The 20,180-nt window shown below is 63.9% G+C and carries 23 protein-coding genes; 12 read left to right on the top strand and 11 right to left on the bottom strand.

Translation table 11 applies throughout. The features are described 5' to 3' along the window. Window positions 1-65: 65 nt before the first annotated feature. Window positions 66-1,274 (bottom strand): helix-turn-helix domain-containing protein, encoded by a 1,209-nt coding sequence (locus AB0L63_RS20740; protein WP_364503121.1) that lies wholly within the window; start codon window positions 1,272-1,274, stop codon window positions 66-68. A gap of 232 nt (window positions 1,275-1,506) precedes the next feature. Continuing rightward, window positions 1,507-2,001 carry a phosphoribosyltransferase gene (locus tag AB0L63_RS20745; protein ID WP_364503123.1) on the bottom strand — a complete coding sequence of 165 codons (495 nt, stop codon included), beginning with the start codon at window positions 1,999-2,001 and terminating at the stop codon, window positions 1,507-1,509. Between the two features lie 97 nt (window positions 2,002-2,098). On the opposite strand from AB0L63_RS20745, the gene AB0L63_RS20750 reads away from it, so the two are divergent. After that, on the top strand, window positions 2,099-2,683 hold the full coding sequence (locus tag AB0L63_RS20750; RefSeq protein ID WP_364503126.1) for an NAD(P)H-binding protein: 585 nt from the start codon (window positions 2,099-2,101) through the stop codon (window positions 2,681-2,683). A gap of 114 nt (window positions 2,684-2,797) precedes the next feature. Then, window positions 2,798-3,163: a hypothetical protein gene (locus tag AB0L63_RS20755; protein WP_364503128.1), complete on the top strand. Its 366-nt coding sequence runs from the start codon at window positions 2,798-2,800 to the stop codon at window positions 3,161-3,163. Between the two features lie 34 nt (window positions 3,164-3,197). Here the strand turns inward: AB0L63_RS20755 and AB0L63_RS20760 are convergent, their stop codons facing one another. Beyond that, entirely contained in the window at window positions 3,198-3,434 is a 237-nt protein-coding gene (locus AB0L63_RS20760) for a hypothetical protein (RefSeq protein WP_364503131.1), read from the bottom strand. 16 nt (window positions 3,435-3,450) lie between these two features. Between AB0L63_RS20760 and AB0L63_RS20765 the strand changes: the two genes are divergently transcribed. The 4 genes from AB0L63_RS20765 to AB0L63_RS20780 are packed head-to-tail and all read left to right on the top strand — an operon-like array spanning window position 3,451 to window position 7,217. After that, entirely contained in the window at window positions 3,451-5,046 is a 1,596-nt protein-coding gene (locus tag AB0L63_RS20765; RefSeq protein ID WP_364503133.1) for a hypothetical protein, read from the top strand. Beyond that, entirely contained in the window at window positions 5,043-5,513 is a 471-nt protein-coding gene (locus AB0L63_RS20770) for a FixH family protein (RefSeq protein ID WP_364503136.1), read from the top strand. Before AB0L63_RS20765 ends, AB0L63_RS20770 begins: the two co-directional genes overlap by 4 nt. A gap of 31 nt (window positions 5,514-5,544) precedes the next feature. Then, complete coding sequence (locus AB0L63_RS20775) at window positions 5,545-6,672, top strand: hypothetical protein (RefSeq protein ID WP_364503139.1); 1,128 nt, start codon at window positions 5,545-5,547, stop codon at window positions 6,670-6,672. Beyond that, complete coding sequence (locus tag AB0L63_RS20780) at window positions 6,672-7,217, top strand: hypothetical protein (RefSeq protein WP_364503141.1); 546 nt, start codon at window positions 6,672-6,674, stop codon at window positions 7,215-7,217. The genes AB0L63_RS20775 and AB0L63_RS20780 overlap by 1 nt, the downstream gene beginning before the upstream one ends. Before the next feature lie 11 nt (window positions 7,218-7,228). On the opposite strand, the gene AB0L63_RS20785 is transcribed toward AB0L63_RS20780, so the two are convergent. Then, complete coding sequence (locus AB0L63_RS20785) at window positions 7,229-9,025, bottom strand: acyl-CoA dehydrogenase (protein WP_364503144.1); 1,797 nt, start codon at window positions 9,023-9,025, stop codon at window positions 7,229-7,231. Between the two features lie 110 nt (window positions 9,026-9,135). Between AB0L63_RS20785 and AB0L63_RS20790 the strand changes: the two genes are divergently transcribed. Continuing rightward, entirely contained in the window at window positions 9,136-9,744 is a 609-nt protein-coding gene (locus tag AB0L63_RS20790) for a QsdR family transcriptional regulator (protein WP_364503147.1), read from the top strand. Here AB0L63_RS20790 and AB0L63_RS20795 read toward each other — a convergent pair. Then, window positions 9,729-10,721, bottom strand: a complete 993-nt coding sequence (locus AB0L63_RS20795; protein ID WP_364503150.1) for a pyridoxal-phosphate dependent enzyme — start codon at window positions 10,719-10,721, stop codon at window positions 9,729-9,731. The genes AB0L63_RS20790 and AB0L63_RS20795 overlap by 16 nt on opposite strands. A gap of 409 nt (window positions 10,722-11,130) precedes the next feature. On the opposite strand from AB0L63_RS20795, the gene AB0L63_RS20800 reads away from it, so the two are divergent. Together AB0L63_RS20800 and AB0L63_RS20805 are read left to right on the top strand one after the other, a co-directional pair. Beyond that, on the top strand, window positions 11,131-11,745 hold the full coding sequence (locus AB0L63_RS20800; protein ID WP_364503152.1) for a hypothetical protein: 615 nt from the start codon (window positions 11,131-11,133) through the stop codon (window positions 11,743-11,745). A gap of 10 nt (window positions 11,746-11,755) precedes the next feature. Further along, on the top strand, window positions 11,756-12,238 hold the full coding sequence (locus tag AB0L63_RS20805; RefSeq protein ID WP_364503154.1) for a hypothetical protein: 483 nt from the start codon (window positions 11,756-11,758) through the stop codon (window positions 12,236-12,238). A 5-nt stretch (window positions 12,239-12,243) separates the two neighbouring features. Here the strand turns inward: AB0L63_RS20805 and AB0L63_RS20810 are convergent, their stop codons facing one another. The 4 genes from AB0L63_RS20810 to AB0L63_RS20825 form a co-directional block, all read right to left on the bottom strand. Next, window positions 12,244-13,383 (bottom strand): hypothetical protein, encoded by a 1,140-nt coding sequence (locus tag AB0L63_RS20810; RefSeq protein WP_364503156.1) that lies wholly within the window; start codon window positions 13,381-13,383, stop codon window positions 12,244-12,246. A gap of 346 nt (window positions 13,384-13,729) precedes the next feature. Continuing rightward, window positions 13,730-14,149: a hypothetical protein gene (locus tag AB0L63_RS20815; RefSeq protein ID WP_364503159.1), complete on the bottom strand. Its 420-nt coding sequence runs from the start codon at window positions 14,147-14,149 to the stop codon at window positions 13,730-13,732. Window positions 14,150-14,401: 252 nt separating this feature from the next. Next, window positions 14,402-14,620, bottom strand: a complete 219-nt coding sequence (locus tag AB0L63_RS20820) for a hypothetical protein (protein ID WP_364503161.1) — start codon at window positions 14,618-14,620, stop codon at window positions 14,402-14,404. Beyond that, a complete protein-coding gene (locus AB0L63_RS20825; RefSeq protein WP_364503164.1) occupies window positions 14,617-14,865 on the bottom strand; it encodes a hypothetical protein in 249 nt (82 codons plus the stop codon). The genes AB0L63_RS20820 and AB0L63_RS20825 overlap by 4 nt, the downstream gene beginning before the upstream one ends. 916 nt (window positions 14,866-15,781) lie before the next feature. On the opposite strand from AB0L63_RS20825, the gene AB0L63_RS20830 reads away from it, so the two are divergent. From AB0L63_RS20830 to AB0L63_RS20840, 3 genes are read left to right on the top strand one after another with little or no spacing between them, the layout of a single operon-like run. Further along, window positions 15,782-16,660: a helix-turn-helix transcriptional regulator gene (locus AB0L63_RS20830; RefSeq protein WP_364503450.1), complete on the top strand. Its 879-nt coding sequence runs from the start codon at window positions 15,782-15,784 to the stop codon at window positions 16,658-16,660. Then, window positions 16,657-16,863: a DUF397 domain-containing protein gene (locus AB0L63_RS20835; protein ID WP_364503167.1), complete on the top strand. Its 207-nt coding sequence runs from the start codon at window positions 16,657-16,659 to the stop codon at window positions 16,861-16,863. The genes AB0L63_RS20830 and AB0L63_RS20835 overlap by 4 nt, the downstream gene beginning before the upstream one ends. A 24-nt stretch (window positions 16,864-16,887) precedes the next feature. Beyond that, window positions 16,888-17,094: a DUF397 domain-containing protein gene (locus AB0L63_RS20840; protein WP_364503170.1), complete on the top strand. Its 207-nt coding sequence runs from the start codon at window positions 16,888-16,890 to the stop codon at window positions 17,092-17,094. Window positions 17,095-17,392: 298 nt separating this feature from the next. On the opposite strand, the gene cysC is transcribed toward AB0L63_RS20840, so the two are convergent. Further along, window positions 17,393-19,231, bottom strand: a complete 1,839-nt coding sequence (gene cysC, locus AB0L63_RS20845; protein WP_364503173.1) for an adenylyl-sulfate kinase — start codon at window positions 19,229-19,231, stop codon at window positions 17,393-17,395. Further along, window positions 19,231-20,163, bottom strand: coding sequence for a sulfate adenylyltransferase subunit CysD (cysD, locus tag AB0L63_RS20850; RefSeq protein ID WP_364503176.1), 933 nt, complete (start codon window positions 20,161-20,163; stop codon window positions 19,231-19,233). Before cysD ends, cysC begins: the two co-directional genes overlap by 1 nt. Window positions 20,164-20,180: the final 17 nt, after the last annotated feature.

Below are 20,180 nucleotides of genomic sequence, written 5' to 3' on the forward strand. Positions count from 1 at the left end.
ACAATCACTCCGAAGCCCAGGAAATCGGTCCCGAAAATGGGCGCTGAGCCCAATTTCAACGGTGACTATCGGGACTCTGAGGAGCCGGATTGGCCAAGTTGGAGTGCCGCGAGCGCCAGTGACAACTCCACATAGCAGCGCTGCCCGTCAAGCGGACGATCGAGCAGGGCCGAGATGCGTTGCAGCCGGTTGATCACGGTATTGCGGTGGCAATGTAAACGCGGCGCGGCATTGGCCGCCGAGCAATTCTCCGCCAGCCACACCGCCAGCGTGTGCAGCAATGAGTCGCGCTCTTTGCCGGGCAGCGCCAGCACCGGGCCGAGGGTTCGCGTGACCAGCAGTTCGGTCAGGTCGGGCGAGCGCACCAGCAGCGCTTCCGGATACCGCTCGTCCAAGGCGACCACTCCCGTCGCGTCCAATGGCAATGTCTGCATCGCTATGACAGCGAGTGCGTGCGCGGTATCGACATCCGCGAGTCCCGCGACAGCAGGAGAGACTCCAGCCAGTCCGCGTATCTGGGGGCGAAGATGAGCCAGCACGGCAGCGCTGTCGTGACGTGCCAGCGACACCAGCCCGATCGTCGCATCCACACGGTCATGCCACACCGACCGAATCCCCAACGCGCCCAACGCCGTCTCGGTGCCCGCGCGCAGCGCCCGCCCCTCACCACCGCGGACCGCGACCACCAAATACCCACCCTGCGCGGGCAAGTTCAGCTCACGTGCCACCCGCGCCGCGAAGCTCGCATCATGCGCCCGGCCCGCGAGCAGATCCTCGATCAGCGCATGCCTGCGGCGCTCATCGCGGCGCACCTGTTCGAGCTCGGCGTTGCGATACGAGGTAACCAACGCCGAGGACAACCCATCGACCACCGTCCACATCGCCGTACCCGCCGCACGGACCTCCCGCGCATCAATCGCCTCGGCCTTGTCCAGCAACGCCTCCCACACAATCGCGCCGCCGAGCCGGAAGGTGCGCAGCATCGCCTCCAACGGCACCGCCTGCGCAGCGCGATGCCGACCGATCGCCGCAGCCACATCATCATGCTCGGGATCGATCCCCGCCCCGCCCAGCAGATCCAAAATCCGAGTCAGATACTGCCGACACCCCTCCCGCAACTCCTTACGCGGCACCGATGTGTAATCCGTCCACTCCGGGTTATCGGTGAAAATCGCCGACAACAACCGCCGGGTCAGCAGAGGAATCTCCGCACGGCAAGCCGCGGCCAACTTCCGCGTACCCACAGTGGCGACCGGATGCTGAGATGTAGCCATAACACTCGACGCTACTCAGTACCGTCGAGTGAGCCACCGGCCATGCCACACAGCCATTTCGGCGGCCGGCGGGGGCCGCCCGGAACAGTTCGGTGATTGGACGATCGTCTGCGTTTATCCAACTGCGCGACCAGGTCAACGCACTCGGCACCCGCCTCGACGCCGCTACGGCCCAGCGCTCCGGGTAGTCACCGTCGCACGGGACGTATGAAAAAGCGTCGAGTCGGGCGGCTCAGGCGTCGAGCACTCGGGCCTGCCGATCGACGACCGGCGGTTCGGTGGACCAGGGGAAGTTGATCCAGCGGTTGGTGCGCCGCCAGACGTATTCACACTCGACCTCGGAATGCGGCTTCTGGTATACGACCGCGCAGCGCACCTCGGCGACATGGTCGATGCAGAAGTCGCGCACGAGTTTGAGGGTGGCGCCGGTATCGGCGACATCGTCGGCGATCAGGACCGTCGCACCCGCGAGATCGACCGCCTGCGGGACCGGTGGCAGCATGACGGGTAGATCAAGGCGCTGATCGATACCTGTATAGAACTCGACATTCATTACGTGCAGGTTCTTGACGTCCAGTGCGTAACCGAGCGCCCCGGCGACGAATAGGCCACCGCGTGCGATCGAGAGGATCAGGTCTGGCTCGAACCCGTCCTTGGCGATTTCGATGGCGAGCTCGCGGCTCGCCGTCCCGAATAATTCCCAGGTCAGCACTTCCCGATCCGCCATAGATCCTCCATCTCCCTCGATACCGCCGGCTTAGAGCATACGACCAGCTACGCGGGCGCGTTCCGGACTATTTCATCCGAGAATTAGGCTGGGGCGGGTGCGGATCTATCTGGCCGGTGCGACCGGTGTCATCGGAACCCGGTTGTTGCCGTTGTTGATCGAGGCCGGGCACGAGGTTGCCGGGATGACCCGGTCTGCGGCAAAGGCCGACCAGTTGCGTTTCGTCGGTGCGGAACCAGTGGTCTGCGATGTGTACGACCTCGACGAGCTCACCGTGGCGGTCGTCGCCTTCCGGCCCGATCTGGTGATGCATCAGCTCACCGATCTCCCCGACGATGTCACGCTGCTTCCGGAACGCGCCGGTGCGAATGCGCGTATCCGCTCCGAGGGCACTCGGAATCTGATCGCCGCCGCCCAGGCCGCGGGCGCGAAACGTTTTCTCGCCCAGAGCATTGCGTGGGAGCTGCCCGCCGGTCGTGGTGCCGTCATTCAGGAACATGAGGCCGCGGTGCTCGATATCGGCGGCGTGGTCGTGAAGTACGGCCAATTCTATGGTCCGGGTACGTATTACGAATCCGAGCTGCCCGATCATCCGCGCGTGCATGTGGATGATGCTGCCGCGCGGACGGTTTCGCTGGTCGATGCACCCAGCGGTGTGGTGGTTATCGCGGATCCCGCCTGATTCTCGGCGCGATGGACGACTTGCGGTCTCAGGTCGTCGCCGAGCCGGTCGATGTGGAATACGGTGGCTGGGGGTGCTCGCCCGGATCCGCTCACATCCACGAAGGAGACCCGCTTGCGCAACACGCTGCTCGTCACGTCCGTACTCGGTGCCGCACTGCTGGCGATGCTGCCCGCTGGTGCGGCCGGTGCGCAGGCACCGGGCGATGGTCCGCTGAAGGTGCAGGCGACCACCGGCACCGATCAACTGCCGGTGACGGGTGTGGAGGTCGGCATCACCACCTGCGCCGCCGGTCCGGTGCTGGCCACCTTGACGACCGGGGGTGATGGGACCGTGACGCAGACGTTCCCGAACGGCTGCTACCAGGCGCAAGTGACCTCCGTTCCGTCCGGCTGTGAATTGGCGAGCATCGCCTACGTTCAGGTCAACGTGGCACCCGACACGACACCGGTCGCTGGCTTCCAATTCCGCTGCGCATAAACCGGTTTCGACTCGAGCCGGGGGCGGTCGATGGCTACGACAATGCGTGCGCACTGTGCAACGCGCGGCGCGCATAAGCCGCCGAGCGAGCGGATGCGGCGTCATCGTCGAGCGCATCGTCGGTGCGTTCCCGGTCTTGGGGTCCCGCAGGTGGCCGGGCGGTGGTTCCGACGGTGAGCCGGGGGATTATCCGGATGCCGGGATACCGCGGCATCACACCAGCGGGTGAGGCGAAATCCCCGCTGGGTGTGATGTTCTCGCGGGTCCGCATCCCTACCATGACAGGCGTGGCTGTTGTCGCCGGTATCGGTCGTGCTCTGCTGGTCGCAGGGGTGTGTGCATTGTTGGTGTCGATCGGCGTGGGTTCCGCGTCGGCGGATTCGGCGTCCTCGGGTTCGGATACTTCGGTGGCGCAGTCGCTCGGTGATCGGGAGCTCACGATCATCTTGCGCCGGGTGACCAGCGTTCCCGGGCCATTGCGGGTGGAAGTGGTCACCCACGCGGGTACCGCCGCGGGGCGGCTGACTCTCGTGGCGACACCAACGGGGGTATCGGCGCAGTCGAGGCAGCCCGCACCGGGAGCGCCCACCGCCGAGGCGGTTGTCGAACTCGGCGATACCCCCGGAATGTATTCGGCCACTGTCCGAATGGACCGGGCCGGGCCGTGGGAGCTGGCCGTCGGGGACGGCACGCGGGTGGCGCGGATTCCGTTTGTCGTGCCCGCGCAGGTGACCTCGCCACCCGAGCGCTTGGTGTACGGCGGGTTTCTGATGGCTGGCCTACTGCTGCCCGTCGCTGCGGTGATCGCGATTCGTGCTCGACGCAGCGCATGGGCTCTGGTTCCGGCCGCCGGAATGGTGGCCGGGGTGGCGGTTTCGGTGACGGCCGCCCTGCTGTCGGTATCGCTGCCGCTGCCGCCGCAACCCGGCGGTCAGCTCGATCCCACGCTCGACAATGTCACCGATCCGTATGCCGTGAATCAGCCCCTGATTTCGGACTTTTCGCGGCCGCCGGTACTGCTCACGGTCGCCGGTGGGCCCGGGCGCGCTGAGCAGCCGGGCGATCTCGACCTCAGGCTGATCGATGCCGCCACCGGTGCGCCCGTCGACGATCTGGTTGTGCACGACAGTGCGCTCATGCATCTGCTGCTGGTCGGCCCGACCGGGCGCCTGCGGCATCTGCACCCGATTCGGGTCGGACCCGGTCGGTATCAGGTTCACCTGGCCGCACCCGAGGCTGGGCAATATGCACTGTCCGCGGAATTGGTGCGGCGCGGCGGTGGTGTGCAAATGATCCGCGCGGCAACCGGATTCACGGTCTCGCCCGGTGCGGCGACACCGGATTCCGCCAGCGCCACGGTGCATCTCGGTGGTGGTGACAAGTCCGCGTCGACCGTGATCGACGGTAACCAGGTCACTGTCCGGACGACTACGCCGGTCGCAGGGTCGCCGACCACGATCACCGCCGAATTCGGCGACTCCGCCGATCTACAGCCGTGGCTCGGCATGGTCGGCCACCTGATCATGGCGGGTCCACTGCCGGACGATTCGAATATTGCTGTAGCAGTGCAGAATTCACCCATCTGGGGCCATGGCCACTCAATGGGCCCGACATCGATGCAGGGTATGTCCGACATGCCGGATATGGATATGCACGGCATGGATATGACCGCGCGCGCCGCGAGCCGCGGCACTATGCTCATGCCGCCCGCCAACGGTGAAAGTGCACCCGACGAGACGGTCGCCGCATACGGCCCCGATGTGCCGTTCACCTATACGTTCCCGATTGCCGGCCGCTATCGCCTCTGGATCCAGGTCGAACGGCGCTACACCGTGCTCACGGTCCCCGTCGTTCTCGATGTCGCGGCGGGAGCGCAGTCATGAGCGAGCGTAGCGAGCGAATATCGGACACAGCCGAGCAAGCGAAGAACACGGCCACACCACGGAAAAGCGTTCTCCTCGCCGGGGGAGCGGTGATCGTCGTCGCGCTGGCCGCCATCGCCTGGTTCGTCTGGCCGCGCCCATCCGGTCCGCTCATATTGCGAACCGGTACGCCGCAGCATCTCGTCACGGTGTCCATCAACAGCCTCCGCATCGGCAGCACCGCAATAGATATCACCGTAACCGACCGCGCCGGCGCGACGAAAGACCATGCCGCAGTGCGTATTCAGGTGAACCAGCCGCTCATGGGTCATGCGGGACAGGCCATCGCGGCGACGGCCACCGGTCCGGGACACTTCCATGCCGCAGCGGTACCACTGATGATGACCGGCCCATGGGAGCTTCGCCTATCGATAGACGAACACGACAGCGTCGACGAACTCACGGTGCCGATCTGGGTCGGCGGCTGAAACCACGTACAGATCAGGAGGAATGATCACTATGAGCACGTCAGCACCACCGGAGACGGTTGCGGCCGACTCCGGACCGAACGTCTCTGATGACTCCAGCGCGGCCCGCATCGGCGCCTGGGGCGTATTACTCGGCACCGCGGTCACATTGATCGGCCTGAGCTGGGATATCGAGTGGCACAACGAAGTCGGGCCGGACACCTTCTTCACCCTGCCGCATCTGTTCCTGTACTCCGGCAGCGCGATCTCCGGATTCGTCAGCCTGGCCATGGTTCTCATCGTCACCGCCGCCCAACGGGCCGGGCGGCCCGTGCCCCGGCTCGGCGGCACACCCATCCGGGTATTCGGCAGCAACCTGACCGCACCGCTCGGCTACATGATCGCCGGAGCCGGTGCGGCATTGTTCCTGATCTATGGCCTGCTCGATCTGGAATGGCATTCGATCTACGGCTTCGACGCGGTGCTCAATACCCCGTCGCATGTGGCGCTGTTCCTGTCCATCGCGCTCACCATGATCGGCAGCATCATCGCTTTCGCCGCCCACCGCGACCATCGCTGGGGTCGGCTGGGCATTGTCGTCGCGATTCCGATTCTGATCACCTTCGCCCCGATTCCCACCAACGCGTTGAACAACCTGCATCTGCCCGTCGACCCGACCATCCTCGGCATCGTCGGTTTCGGGCCGATGCTGCTCATCCTCGGCGCGGCACTGCTGGCGCGCGCGGGCGCGGCCACTGCGATCGCGGTTTCGCTCGGCGCCATGCAGGCGATCCTGTGGTGGTTCTCGCCCTGGGCCGCGGAAACCTATGCGTCGGCGATCGGGTTGCCACTGCGGGACGGCCTCACCGGACGGCCGCCGGATCTGCCCGCCATGATGCCGATGTTCCTGATCGTCGCGGCGGTCGCGGTCGAGGGCCTGTTCTGGCTGGCCCGCGCCCATGGTTTCGACGCGCGGAAGATCGTATTGATAGCCGGTGCCGTGACCGGCGTCATCGTCGGCGTGACATTCCCGCTGCAGTTGAACCTAGTCCGCGCCACATCGCACATCGGCCTCGGCGACATCGTGACGATAACAGCGCTCGGCATTCCGCTCGGCCTGCTCGCCGGATTCCTCGGCGGCCGGTTCACCGCCATGTTGCCCGCAGTGAAGGATGCGTGATGTCCGTACTCCGCAGGCTCGCCGTCACTGTACTGGCCATGATCACTCTGTCGCTGCTCGCCGTCGCCCCCGCGTCGGCCTATGCGCCGGTCGAGATCGTGCATACCGAGCGTGTCCAGGTGGGGCCGTACGGCGTGACCGTCGGCTTCTCCACCTGGCCTATCCGCGCGATGAAGTCGCTGGACTTCACCTTCATGCCCGATGGCGGCATCGCCGACAAATCCGGGACGCTGCACATGACCGGCCCCGCGATCCGACCCGGCCGCCGCGCCGCGCCGCTGGTCCGTCATCCCCGCAAGCGTGACTCCTGGGGCCTGGACGTCAAGGCCTTCGACGACCCTGGCACCTACACCTTCACCTTCGCGATCGACGGCCCGCTCGGGCACGGCGAAGGGACCCTCGGCAATGTCACGGTGCTCGATCAGCCCGGCCCGCCGCTGCCGCTGAGCTGGACGATCGGCACCCTGCCGTTGGTGGGTCTGCTGGTGTTCTTCGCCGTGGCCTGGCGCCGCACCCGACCCGGGCGGCAACTACTGGTCGTTTGACGGCGTTGCGGTCAGAACCAGGCGTCGCGCATGTCCAGCGTGGTGCGGTCCATCAGCTCCAGCAGATCCAATTGCGGTGTGGTCTTGGGCAATTCGTAGCGGAAGAAGTAACGGGCCGCCGCGCGCTTGCCGTCGTAGAAGTCGCCGTCCTTGCCGTGGGCGGCGAGCGCCTGCTCCAGCCAGATCCAGGCGACCACGACGTGTCCGAATGCCTCCAGGTAGATGCTGGAATTCGCCATGGCGGCGGCAATATCGCCGGAGGCGAACATCCAGCCGGTGACGGTGAGCAGCCGCTGCCAGACCGCGTCGAGCTGGCCGCCGAATTCGGTCCACTCGCCGCCCGCCTCGGTGGCCGCGAGTACGGTCCGCTCGATTTGGACGGCCAATAGCCGCAGGCTCGCGCCGTCGTGCTGGATCACCTTGCGGCCCAACAGATCCAGACCTTGGATGCCGTGGGTGCCTTCGTGGATGGCGTTGAGACGGTTATCGCGGTAGTGCTGTTCGACATCGTATTCGCGGGTGTAGCCGTAGCCGCCGTGCACCTGGATGGCGAGGTTATTGGCCTCCAGACACCATTGCGATGGCCAGCTCTTCGCCACGCCGGTCAGGATTTCCAGCAGCGGGGTGTATTCGCGTTTGGCGATCGGATCCGTGGTGGTGTGTTCCAGATCGACAAGGCGGTTGCAGTAGAGCAGCAGTGCGAGCGCACCCTCGACATAAGACTTCTGCGCCAACAGCATGCGCCGCACATCGGCATGCTCGATGATCGGCACCTGCGGTGCGGCCGGGTCCTTGGCGGTGACCGCACGGCCCTGACGGCGTTCACGGGCGTATTCGAGTGATTTCAGATATCCGGTGTAGCCCAATGCCGTCGCGCCCAGACCGACACCGAGGCGCGCCTCGTTCATCATGTGGAACATGTAGGACAGGCCGCGATGCGGTTCGCCGACAAGGTAACCCACCGCACCGGGCGCACCATCCGGATTGTGCTTGCCCTCGCCGAAATTCAGCACCGTGTTGGTGGTGCCCCGATATCCCATCTTGTGGTTCAACCCGGCCAGCACCACATCGTTGCGCGCCCCGAGCGAACCGTCCTCGGCCACCAGGAATTTCGGCACGATGAACAGCGAGATGCCCTTGGTTCCGGCCGGTCCGCCCGGAATCTTGGCCAATACGAGGTGCACGATATTATCGGTCAGCTCGTGATCGCCGCCGGAGATCCACATTTTCGAGCCGAACAGTCGGTAGGTGCCGTCGTCCTGGGGTTCGGCGCGGGTGACGATATCGGCCAGCGACGAGCCCGCCTGCGGTTCGGACAGACACATCGTTCCGGTGAACCGGCCCTCGACCATGGGCTTGACGAAACGGTCGATCTGTTCCGGGGTGCCGTGCGCGGCAAGGAGATTGGCATTGCCGACGGTCAGGAAGACGTAGCCGGTGGTGCCGACATTGGCCGCCTGGAACCAGCAGAACCCGGCCGCCTCCAGCGTGGCCGGCAGCTGCAACCCGCCGATCTGCTCATCCATCGCGGCACCGATGAGATTGGCCTTGGTGAAGGCTTCGATGGCGGCCTTCACCTCCGGGATGATGGTGACCCGCTCGCCGTCGAAGGTCGGCTCATTGGTGTCGTTGCGCTTGTTATGAGTGGCGAAGTGTTGCGTGGCCAGATCCGCGCAGAGGTCGAGAAAGCCGTCGAAGGTCTCCCGGGAGTGTTCGGCGAACCGGGGCAGTGCCGTGAGCTCCTCGACCCGCAGCCATTCGTAGAGCAGGAAGTCCAGGTCCCTACGGGAAATCAGGGTCGAGCGCACGGGCACATCCTCTCGCGGTGGCGGAGCACTGGCCCAGACGGGCGCGGTACTCGCTCGGGTTGGTTTGGTACGTTACTACGCATGTGTCGCGAATTGATTCCAGGGCTGGGATGACCAATACTTCCGGTGCCGCCCGTCCCGTCGGCCGTCCCGCCGCCGCCTCCCCGGAGCAGGTGTTAGCCGCGGCCAGTGCCCAGTTCCTGGCCTGCGAGCGGGTCGATGTGCAGGCAATCGCGGCGGAACTCGGATTGTCGCGCGCGACCATCTACCGCTGGTTCGGTTCGCGCGACGGTCTACTCGGCGCGGTCATTGTGTCGGAATTCGAGCGGATGGCCGTCGCGGCGCAGACGCGCACCGATGGCACCGGCGCGTCGCGGGTGCTCGCCCTGCTGGACCGGATGGCGCAGTGGCTGACACGCAGCGAGCCATACCGGTATTTCATCGCGACCGAACAGGCCACCGCTGGCCGCATCATCACCACCAGTGACGGGCCGGTGCAGCCGAAGGTGGTCGGGGTGGTCGCCGATATTATCGATACCGCGATCGCCGAGGGCTACCAGAACCGGGTCGATACCCACACCTTCGCCTATGCGCTGGTCCGGCTCATCGAGGCGTTCCTGTATCAGGATGCGGTGACCGGTATTCGGGGTGATGTGGAGCGGTTGCGTGCGGTGCTGGCGGTGATTCTGGGGCTGGATCCAGATCAACGAGGTCCGTAGGTATTGAGGAACAGAACTGGTCCGTTGCCGAAATCGCCGCGGGTATCCATCTCGAGAAGTCCGGCCAAAGCCTTTGCGGTGTAGACGGTTTCCAATTCCAGCCCGTTGGTCGCGGCGAGCTTCTTCGCGGCAATGGCGGCTGGGGTTTCATGGCCGTAGCCGGGTCCGAGCCAGTCGCGCACCATCGTCACGTCGTCCGGGCGCAGCTGGGGCGCGGTGAATTCCGCGCCGCGTGCGTGCAGCACAGTCGCGGCGCGGTTCGCCAGCTCGACAATGTGTCGCGCGTCGAGGGGGAGCGAGTCGTTGACGACGACTCCGACGACGCGGGTGCGTAGTCCGGCGAGCCGTAGGCCGAGGGCCAAACCTGCTGCCGTACCACCGGATCCAACGGCGGTCACCAGATGTGTCGGTTGCGGTAGTTCGCCCGCGGCGATCTGCGCCGCCAGTTCCAATGCGACCTCGACGTAGCCGAGTGCGCCGATCGGCGACGATCCGCCGACGGGCACCAGATACGGTGGGGTGCGCCCGTGCATATGCCGCAGCAGTAGCCATGGTGCGGCCAGGACGGTGCGTAACTTGCTGTGCGTGAAATGTAGGGTGGCGCCGGAGTTTTCCAGTCGTTGCAGCTGCGTGCGGACGTGGTCGTCCACCGGTTGGTCGACCAGCGCGAGCGCGGTTTCGATGCCGAATTCCCGGGCGTAGAGCGCCGCCGCCAGACCCCAGTTGGTTCCGGTGCCGCCGAAGGTGAGAATGGTGCGGGCACCGCGCCGTCGGGCCTCGGGCAATAGCCACTCCAGCTTGCGGATCTTATTGCCACCCCAGCCACCGGAGCCGTACCCGCTTTCGTCCTTGCACCACACAGTGCTGTTGGTGCCGAGGTCCAGCGGGCGGACTGGCGTCGGCGCGATACCGAGCCGGGCGAACGGCAATGAGCCGGCCAGTTCGGGGAAGCGCTGGTGGAGTAGGGATTCGGTCATAGTCTGACCATTATCGGGGTTCAGCTCACTTCGGTGAGCAATTGGTCGAGGCGGAACGCGCAGACCTGGGAGAGATCGCTCATGCCGAGATGGCTGGACCTGCGCGGCGGGAGTACGGAAAGCAGGACTGCGCAGAAGATTTCGCAGCCTGTCGATCATCAACGGCTGGTTCGTCCCGCCGACCTGGGACCGGCGTTCGACTGGTTCGGCAGCCGTGCTGCGGGCGAATCCCTGACGTTGCGCAATGGAGTAAGGTGCAAGGCGGCGAGACTGCGCTATCGACTGGGGGAGATTTCCGGTGGCACCACAAATTCCGGGAATGCCGACGCCGCCACCGGATGACCCGGGACAGGCTCCGCACGGTTCGCAACCGTGGTACAGCCGCGCCGACGACATCGCGTTCGCGGAGGTGGCAACCGCCGCGGCAGTTGCCGCGGATGTCCAAGGGTTGACTCACGCATCGAAACATCTGCGTCATTACCTCGATAACTCCGGCACCGATTTGATCCTCGACCCGGACCAGATCATGGATGATGATCCCGGCTTGAAGCGGTTCGCCGAAGATATCGTCGCCAGGTCCATCCTGAAAATCGCTGGCCAAGCAGCGGTGACGAACAGCTATGAGAATTCGATCCCCTTCCAGTCGGGGTGGGATGGCTACACATTCGATCGTTCGAGCCAGCGGGACTGGTACCTGGCAATAGGATCGATGCACGTCGCCGCCAGCGGGGTGGTCACGGTTCATCGCCCGGACGACGCCGCACAGCCCCGTGTCACGGTCTACTACGAGATTCATCTGCATGACCGCTACAACTGGGATGGCAAGAAGTCGACCGAAATCGCTGGAGTCACCTTCACCGACCGCCGGTTGGGTGCGTTGCATACCGCCGGATTGGCGCAGGAATTCGAGCAGTACGGTTCATCGATCGAAAAACTATATGAGGGGGTAGTGCCCACCAATGGCTCAATCGACCTGCAGGGGCCCGAAAATCGCAAAGACACTCGCACCGACCCGACCCGGTGAGGGGCGTTCGATGACGGGTTCGGGGATGACGCTGCGCGTGCTGCTGTCCGGGATCCTGGCGCTGGTTTCACTGGCCGTGGCCGGATGCTCGAGCGCCGTCGATCGTGCGATAGCGCCGGATGTCGAGACATCGACCAGTCCAGAACTGGTGCGGGAAGCCACGGAATTCGGCGGTTGGACGCTGCCTGCGAATGGGAAGGTCCTCATGGTGAGAAGGGAGATCGTGCGCCACAAGATATACAAGTTGGCCGTGGAGATGTCTCCGGACGAGTTCCGCTCGATGTTGGAGGCATCTCACTTCACGGCTACTTTCGAGAAGCTGTACTTGGCCTCTCATGAGACGACGATCGCGGGGCCCGATCTGGCCTCGTCGCCGAATGTCGAGACAGCTCAGGACACGTTCCAATCATCGACTGGAGTTGGGATGCTCCGTACCGTCATAGTCGATGAGCGCGATGCGAATACTCGGATCGCGCACATCACGTTTTTCTGAAGCAATCAGACCGAGGATGCAGCGGAATCGATGCTGTGCTCCCACCAGGCATTGTTGCCGAATCCATACTTCACACTGCCCATATCAACTACCACCTTGGCGGGGATGTCGAAATCCGTTGCGTTGTAGGTCGGAGCCGCCTGCCCAGGAGAATAGTTGAGCGCCTGGGAAATCCGGCCGACAGTCGTGGTGATGGCGTTCTTCGTTGATTCGGCCGTCTGCTTCAAGGAATCGACCGCGGAAGTTATCTCGGATCTGATCGATTCGTTCATGGGATCGTTGATCCGCAATGCCCACACTCCCACTGGCATGGTGAATCCGAGTGCGTTGATAGGCCGGGTGATCGCGCCGGCGATTCCGATCGCTTGGTTGTACACAAGGCGTTCGAGGAGTGTGCCGCCGTTTTCCACGATCTTCGACACTGTCTCGACGCCATTGCTGCGTTCGTCGACCGACCGTCCAAGGCTGCCCGCACTCGATCCGAAGCTCTGCGCGGCACTTCCCGTCCAGGCACTGCGTAACCAGGTGGTTCCGCCGGAGATGTTCTGCGATGTGACGTAGTCGTTGATTCCGAGAAACCTGATCCGTTTACCGATGGCTTGTAGCGATTCCCAATCCGACACCAGCGGGTTTAGGTAGTCCGCCGCGGGCTTGATGCCGACGACTTGGCTCCAGGGGTCGTCGTAGGCGGAGATCAGCTCGATTGCTGAGGTAACCACCTGACGGACGGTGTATGTACCGTCCTCGACATGCGGCAGGTCGGGAAGTTGCAGACTGCTGTAACGGGTGACACCCTGTGGATCGCCCGATCGAGCGGACGTTGCCGCGTCTCCTGTCACATTCGAGGTGCCCGCCGATATCGAATCCGCGTACGCGCCATCGGTGGCTTGATAGTCACTCTTGGCGGTGGAAAGGTCTGTGACAAGGGTATTCACCGCGCTCACGTCACGTTGGTGCGCTCCGGACAGCGTGTTGTGAAAGCCATCCAATGCCGAAGTCAGCGTGGCCAGCAGCCCCGTCGTCCCCGAGGGAAGTTCCAGCCCCGACAGCTGGGTCGAGGCATTCGAGGAAAAGTTCGTCACCAGGTCCTGGAGATCCAAGGCGAATCCGGCAATACTGGGCAGGTCGACGCTGAACTCAGCCACGCCGGCCCCGAATCGCATTGCAGTGCCGCATAATCAAGAACTTCCCCTCCCTGCGAGCCGCAAGCTACACCCTACTGCTCCGGAATACACCCGTCGACGGGCGGACCGACGCGAGCAGAAGCAGTAGGCACGAGAGCGGCCCGGCACCCTTCGAGGCGCCGGGCAGCTCTCGTGCTACCAGGTTCGGGGGCACGATGGAACAGAGCCGGACGGCGAATCAGCAGCGCTGAGATGGTCGCGCTCGTTTAGACATTCGAGTTCGGCCGCGCCCGTTTCGTGCCCACAACCGCCCGGAATCCGCTGTCATCGCGGATCAATCACAGTCATGTGTTTCCGCCCGGTGGTTTCAACTGGCCGAGCCAGTGCGGACCTTGGGGGCGTTGGGGTCGTATATCACAGCCGCGGAATAGCCGATACGTGTTGGTTCGGTCGGCAGTTGAGTAGTTCTCGTGGGGAAATCGTTGCCCATGGGCGAATGTTCAGTTGTCACATGCGGTGGGCAGTTCACCCCTTTGACTTCCACAGATTCGTGGGGTCGAACCACTACGTTGAACGGGATTTCGGTTTCTGATGCGGTGCCGATGATGCGGCAGTGCTGCCAGGCTTCGATGAGATAGGTGTCGTCGGTGTCGTTACGGCAACTCGTGGCCGAACACGACACCCCCGCGGGGAAGGGGCGCGCACTGGCCTGCGGGGCCAGTCCGACGACGGTGGCTGTGAATACAGCGCCCGCGATACCCGAGACAGCCAGCAACCGTTTGAACAAATTGATCGTTGTCCTTTCGACTTTCCCGCATGCTGTGACATGCGCGATTACCGACCACCGCCGCACCGGAGGACCCGGTGTCGACGGCGGCCCGGACGGTAGCCCGTCCATCGAAGTATGCATTCGCCTCGGCGGTGGGAACATCCGCGAGGTGCGGTGGTGGCAGCTGGCCGCGCGGTCCGGCCAACACATGCCGGTAAGCGCGCGCGTCGGGGCAGGTGACCAACGGTTCGAACCACTACGTGTGTTCGATCAGGGTTCCAGATACAACCGTTCATTGGGGAGACGCGGGTAGCCGCTGGCATTGCCGAGGTCGATGGTCACCGCATCGGTGTAGTGCCGCGCCTGGTGCTCCTGCATAAAAGTCAGCGCTGCGGTGAGGCAGGCGGCGAAGTCGAATCGTGCCCCCTGCAGGAACACGCTCAGATGCACATCCGGCTCTTCGGGGTTCGGAGATACGTTCGCGCTCATGGGTTCTCGCGATCCACGGCGCTGACCGGCAGGACATCCCTCGCGTCGTTGCTTCGGTCGTCGTCGTAGTCGGCGAGCCAACCGTCTTCATCCACCTCGGTAATCCCGTCGGAGGTGTGGCAGAGCATGACGCTATCGACAGGCGCGAGGTTCAATTTCTCTGACGTGTGCTCATGAAAGACCTTAAGCAATGCCGCCACCGACGGCGCGAGGTCGGTCCCACGTTGCCGTTCAACCTCATTCATGGCGCACAACTCCGAAACCGCTGGGCGCGAGGTCGGTGCGGTCGTCGAAGACCCGCACCCCGTCCACGGACCACTCAAGCATGAGCGTCCCTCGGTCGCATAGGCCGGCACTGCCTCGAGCAGGCGCGGATCGCGTCAACCACCACAAGTCCGGACGGTCGGAAGGTGCATCGGGGTGGTTCGATCCAGCGCCGGAACTGCTCACCTTGGTCGACTGGTGACGGTAACGCGACAGTGCCACCGGTTCGCACCACCGATACGTTCAGACGGAACATCTCGGCGAACAGGCGCACGTCATCGGGGATGTCGGGCCTGACCAAGTACGTCCAGCGGTTCGAGCGTGGATGCGACAGGATCGGACCAATGTTCGAACCCTGGTGCTGCATATGTATTTTCACGGCTTGGCCGAGGTGAGCAGGAAGTATCAGTGCCCAAACGTGTTCGGCCTTCATGATGATGCGGCCCAGGTGCGGCGGATCGATGTTCGCGGGCAGATCGCATACCCGCCGATAGAAGTGGCAGCGTGACACCGGGCTGTCGCCAAAAGCTATGTGGTCCATCGGTTTCAGGCCCCTCGATTGGGTTGTTCAGTGCTGGTTTGCTCGGATTGCGACTTGCGTAGGGCGTCTAGGTATCGCTCGAGGACATCGACCGGGACATCAACCGCGGGCGTGGCGGGCGGACCGACGAGCGGCATGCGGTGCGGTAGTTCTGGATTCAACATCGTGACCCCCTGGTACGACGGCGGCTGAGGTGCGTGCGGATTTCTGGCCGGCTGCCCTTCCGCGTGGCACACATTGAGTACACACCGATTCGCATTATTTTGGAACTGATCCACAGTGAGATGTGGCAAGATAAAAACGTTCCAATCAAGCTGAATTAAGTAGCGGAGCTAACAACGGGCAAGGTGGTTCTGATGGCGACAGAGACAACGACCCTTCCGCGCAGGCTGCTGGCCCGACGGCTGGTCGAATTGCGCGAAGCCGCCAAACTCAAGAGCGACGACGCGGCCAAACTTGCTGAGATCGGCCGACAAACGCTGTGGCGCTTGGAGAATGGACGCACTTCCGAGGTGAAGAAGCCGATCATCCGAGCGCTGTGCAGGGTGTACGAGGTCGGCGAGGATGACGTGCTCGGGCTGCTGTGGCTGGCAGACGAGTCCCGCAAGGATGGTTGGTGGCAGTCCTACAGCGACGCGATTTTCAATGTCGATCTGTTCCTCAGTCTGGAGCAGGCCGCGAGTCGAATCAGCTCGTTTCAGCTGACGCTGTTGCCCGGACTCGCGCAAACGGCCGACTACCGCCGTGCAATGGCGCGGAACTATAGGCCAGCATTGCGTGCTGAGGAGATCGAACGACACATCGAGTTATTAGCTAAACGTCAAGCGCGCCTTACAGATTCGACCAACCCTCTTACACTGGAGGTATGGCTCAGCGAGGCGGCGCTACGGCACCGAGTCGGTGGCGCATCGGTTATGGCCGCCCAGGCACGGCATCTCTACGAGCTGAGCGCGCTGCCGAACGTGTCGATCCGGGTCGTTCCTCTGACGGTCGAAGGCTATCTGGGACTGGAAACAGGCTCGTTCGTGCTGCTCGAGTTCCCGAGACATTTGAACCCGTCACTAACTCAGCCGCCGGTCGTATACATCGAGAGCTACGCTGGAGCTCTGTACCTGGACAAACCAACGGAGCTCGAGTTGTATCAAGCAGCGCTGTCAGCTATCGAAGAGGTAGCGCTGGATGAGCCGCAGTCCAGGGCATTGCTACAGAAGATCGAACAGGAGTACCAAGCGTGAATATCGACCTATCGGCTGCGAAGTGGTACAAGAGCAGCCGTAGCCACACCGGCAAAGACTGTGTGGAGGTCGCGCACCTTGACGGGGGCATGGTCGGAGTGCGTGACTCGAAGGATCCGACCGGCCAAGCGCTCGTCTTCACCCCTGCCGAGTGGGACGCGTTCACTGCTGGCGTACACGACGGCGAGTTCGACCGGCCGTGACATGGCGATAGCGGAGCGTTTGAGGTGATCATGGATCTGTCGAACGTTCAATGGTTCAAGAGCAGCCACAGCGAACATGCAAACGCGTGCGTCGAGATCGCTCATCTTGACGAGGGCATGGTGGGTGTGCGCGACTCGAAGAACCCAACTGGTCCGGCGCTGGTCTTCTCGCCTTCGGAGTGGGATGCGTTCACCGTTGGCGTACACGATGGCGAGTTCGACCGGCCATGACGCGTCGCTAGCAAACAGCCCCCAGCCTCAAAGCTGGGGGCTGTCTTCGTGGTACGCCCGGCATGGGTAATCGCTTGGGGGTGCTAGTCTCTGGAGGAAGACGTAGTGCTAACTCTGAACCCGAGGCACCCGGACCGAATGCTGGTGAATGTAAGCATCTATTGTTCACCGATACCGCCCGCAGCGTGGCCAACTTCTACTGCGAGCGCATCCACGATGCCGCCATGTTCGCGCCAGCACCCTCGGACCGGTATTCAACTGGCTGGGTGCCGCGCTGCGGGCGAATCCCTGACCGGTATCAGTCCAGCTCGGCCAACTCGGCGAGGATGGCCGCGGCCATGGCCGCCGGATCGCCGTCCGCGGGCCGCAGCACCAGTTCGGCTCGGGTGGGCGCCTCGTAGGGATCGTCGATGCCGGTGAAACCGCGGATTTCACCGGCCCGAGCCTTGGCGTACATGCCCTTGGGATCGCGGGCTTCGCAGATCTCCAGTGGCGTATCCACGAAGATTTCGACGAAGGGGATGCCCGCGGCGTCGTGCACGGCACGGACCCTATTGCGATCGGCGGCGTAGGGACTGATCAGGGAAACCACTGCGACCACACCGGCTTCGGCGAACAGTCGCGCCACTTCACCGACGCGGCGAATGTTTTCGGCGCGATCGGCGGCGCCGAAGCCGAGGTCGGCATTGAGGCCGTGGCGCAGGTTGTCACCGTCGAGCAGGAAGGCCGGGCGGCCCGCCGCGACCAGGCGACGCTCCAGTTCTACTGCGACGGAAGACTTTCCGGAGCCGGACAGGCCGGTAAGCCAGACCGTCAATCCCGCCGTCGGGCGCTCGTCGCGGCCGACGGCGGTGGCATGCCAGACGACACGAGAGGAGGGCAGGGTTGGTCCGGTGATCATGCCCGCGGCGACGGTGTTGTTGGTGGTGTCATCGACGAGGATGAAGCTGCCGGTGGTGCGGTTGCGTCGGTACGGATCGAAGAGCAGGGGTTGGCGAGTGCGCAGTTGGATGCGCCCGATCTCGTTGAGCGACAAAGAATTCGCGCCCTCGTCGCGGTGCAGGGAATTGACGTCGAGGCGGTAGTCCAGGGTGCGCACCTCGGCGGTCGCGGTGCGCGTGGTGTGCCGGATGGTGTAGGTGGCGCCGGGGGTGAGTTCGGAATCCTCGGCGAACCAGCACACCATCGCATCCAGGTCGCGTCCGATATGGGGCCGGTTCGCGGGGCGGCAGATCAGATCGCCACGGGATACGTCGAGATGGTCGGCGAGCTGGATGGTAACGGACTGTGGCGGAAAGGCTTCCGCGATCGGTGTGCCGCCCGGACCCCAGATCGCCTCGACCGTGCTGGTGAATCCCGAAGGCAATACCGCGACCTCGTCGCCCGGTTTGAAGACACCACCGGATATGGTGCCCGCGTAACCACGGAAATCCGCTGCGTGCCTGCGGGTTACATATTGCACCGGGAATCGCGCATCGATGAGATTACGGTCCGAGGCGATATGCACCTCCTCGAGGTGGTGCAGCAGAGGCGAGCCTTCGTACCAGGGCATGCTCGCACCGCGGTGCACGATATTGTCACCGTGCAGCGCCGACATCGGAATGAAGGTCAGATCGGCGACATCGAGTTTCATTGCGAAGCCGACGAATTCCTCGCGGATCTCCTCGAACCGGTCCTGCGACCATCCGGCCAGATCCATCTTGTTCACACACAGCACCAGGTGCGGGATGCCGAGCAGGCTGGCCAGGAAGGCATGCCGCCGGGTTTGTTCCACAATGCCCTTGCGCGCGTCCACCAGGATCAGCGCGAGATCGGCGGTGGAGGCGCCGGTGACCATATTGCGCGTGTACTGAACATGGCCGGGGGTGTCGGCGATGATGAACTTGCGGCGAGGTGTGGCGAAGTAGCGGTGCGCCACATCGATGGTGATGCCTTGTTCGCGTTCGGCGCGCAGACCGTCGGTGAGCAGTGCCAGATCTGGATAGTCGTCACCGCGCGCCTTGCTGGTCCGCTCCACCGCGGCGAGCTGATCGGTGAAGATCGTCTTGGAATCGAAGAGCAGACGGCCGATCAGCGTCGACTTGCCGTCGTCGACACTGCCCGCGGTGGCCAGGCGCAACAAGGTGGTGGTCGTCATCAGAAATACCCTTCCCGCTTGCGGTCTTCCATGCCGGCCTCGGAAATCCGGTCGTCGGCGCGGGTGGCGCCGCGCTCGGTGATTCGGGTGGCGGCCACTTCGGCGACCACATCGGCCGGAGTGGCCGCGGTCGATTCGACACATCCGGTGCAGGTCGCATCGCCGACCGTTCGGAATCGCACCGTGCTGTCGTGCGGCTGTTCGCCGTCGATCAGGGTAAGAAATCGTGTGTGCGCCAGCAACATTCCGTCGCGCTGTACCACCGGTCGGCGGTGCGCGTAGTACAGCGACGGCAGTTCGATACCCTCGGCGGCGATGTAATGCCAGATATCGAGCTCGGTCCAATTGGACAGCGGGAACACTCGGATGTGTTCACCCTTGCTGTGGCGGCCGTTGTAGAGGTTCCACAGTTCCGGTCGCTGATTGCGCGGATCCCACTGCCCGTACTCGTCACGGAAGCTGAATACGCGCTCCTTGGCGCGTGCTTTCTCCTCGTCGCGGCGCGCGCCGCCGAATACCGCGTCATATCCGCCCTCGCGAATCGAGCGCAGCAAAGTGGCTGTCTGCAAACGGTTTCGGGAGGCGCGCGGTCCGGTCTCCTCCTTTACCCGGCCCGCATCGATATCGTCCTGCACGCTGCCGACCACCAGTCGCAGACCGAGCCGCTCGACCGTGCGGTCACGGTATTCGATGACCTCGTCGAAATTGTGTCCGGTATCGATATGCAGCACCGGGAACGGCAGCGGCGCTGGCCAGAATGCCTTCGCCGCGAGATGCAACATGACGACCGAATCCTTGCCGCCGGAGAACAGCAGCACCGGCCGTTCGAAGGTGGCGGCGACTTCCCGGAATATATATGCCGACTCGGCCTCGAGCGCGTCCAGATGAGGCAGCTCGTAGGTGCTCGCCGTCGACTTCGCGTACTGGCTCACGACCCAAAACTAGAACA

The sequence above is a fragment of the Nocardia sp. NPDC051990 genome, from assembly GCF_040680755.1.
GTDB lineage: Bacteria > Actinomycetota > Actinomycetes > Mycobacteriales > Mycobacteriaceae > Nocardia.

Bases quoted from the DNA above. Each gene is read 5' to 3' on its own strand.
- AB0L63_RS20830 (WP_364503450.1), top strand. From the start codon at position 15,782: ATGGCGACAGAGACAACGACCCTTCCGCGCAGGCTGCTGGCCCGACGG.
- AB0L63_RS20795 (WP_364503150.1), bottom strand. From the start codon at position 10,721: ATGACCGAATCCCTACTCCACCAGCGCTTCCCCGAACTGGCCGGCTCA.
- AB0L63_RS20805 (WP_364503154.1), top strand. From the start codon at position 11,756: ATGACGGGTTCGGGGATGACGCTGCGCGTGCTGCTGTCCGGGATCCTG.
- AB0L63_RS20770 (WP_364503136.1), top strand. From the start codon at position 5,043: ATGAGCGAGCGTAGCGAGCGAATATCGGACACAGCCGAGCAAGCGAAG.
- AB0L63_RS20775 (WP_364503139.1), top strand. From the start codon at position 5,545: ATGAGCACGTCAGCACCACCGGAGACGGTTGCGGCCGACTCCGGACCG.
- AB0L63_RS20790 (WP_364503147.1), top strand. From the start codon at position 9,136: ATGACCAATACTTCCGGTGCCGCCCGTCCCGTCGGCCGTCCCGCCGCC.
- AB0L63_RS20760 (WP_364503131.1), bottom strand. From the start codon at position 3,434: ATGCGGACCCGCGAGAACATCACACCCAGCGGGGATTTCGCCTCACCC.
- cysC (WP_364503173.1), bottom strand. From the start codon at position 19,231: ATGACGACCACCACCTTGTTGCGCCTGGCCACCGCGGGCAGTGTCGAC.
- AB0L63_RS20780 (WP_364503141.1), top strand. From the start codon at position 6,672: ATGTCCGTACTCCGCAGGCTCGCCGTCACTGTACTGGCCATGATCACT.
- AB0L63_RS20820 (WP_364503161.1), bottom strand. From the start codon at position 14,620: ATGAGCGCGAACGTATCTCCGAACCCCGAAGAGCCGGATGTGCATCTG.
- AB0L63_RS20740 (WP_364503121.1), bottom strand. From the start codon at position 1,274: ATGGCTACATCTCAGCATCCGGTCGCCACTGTGGGTACGCGGAAGTTG.
- AB0L63_RS20825 (WP_364503164.1), bottom strand. From the start codon at position 14,865: ATGAATGAGGTTGAACGGCAACGTGGGACCGACCTCGCGCCGTCGGTG.
- AB0L63_RS20745 (WP_364503123.1), bottom strand. From the start codon at position 2,001: ATGGCGGATCGGGAAGTGCTGACCTGGGAATTATTCGGGACGGCGAGC.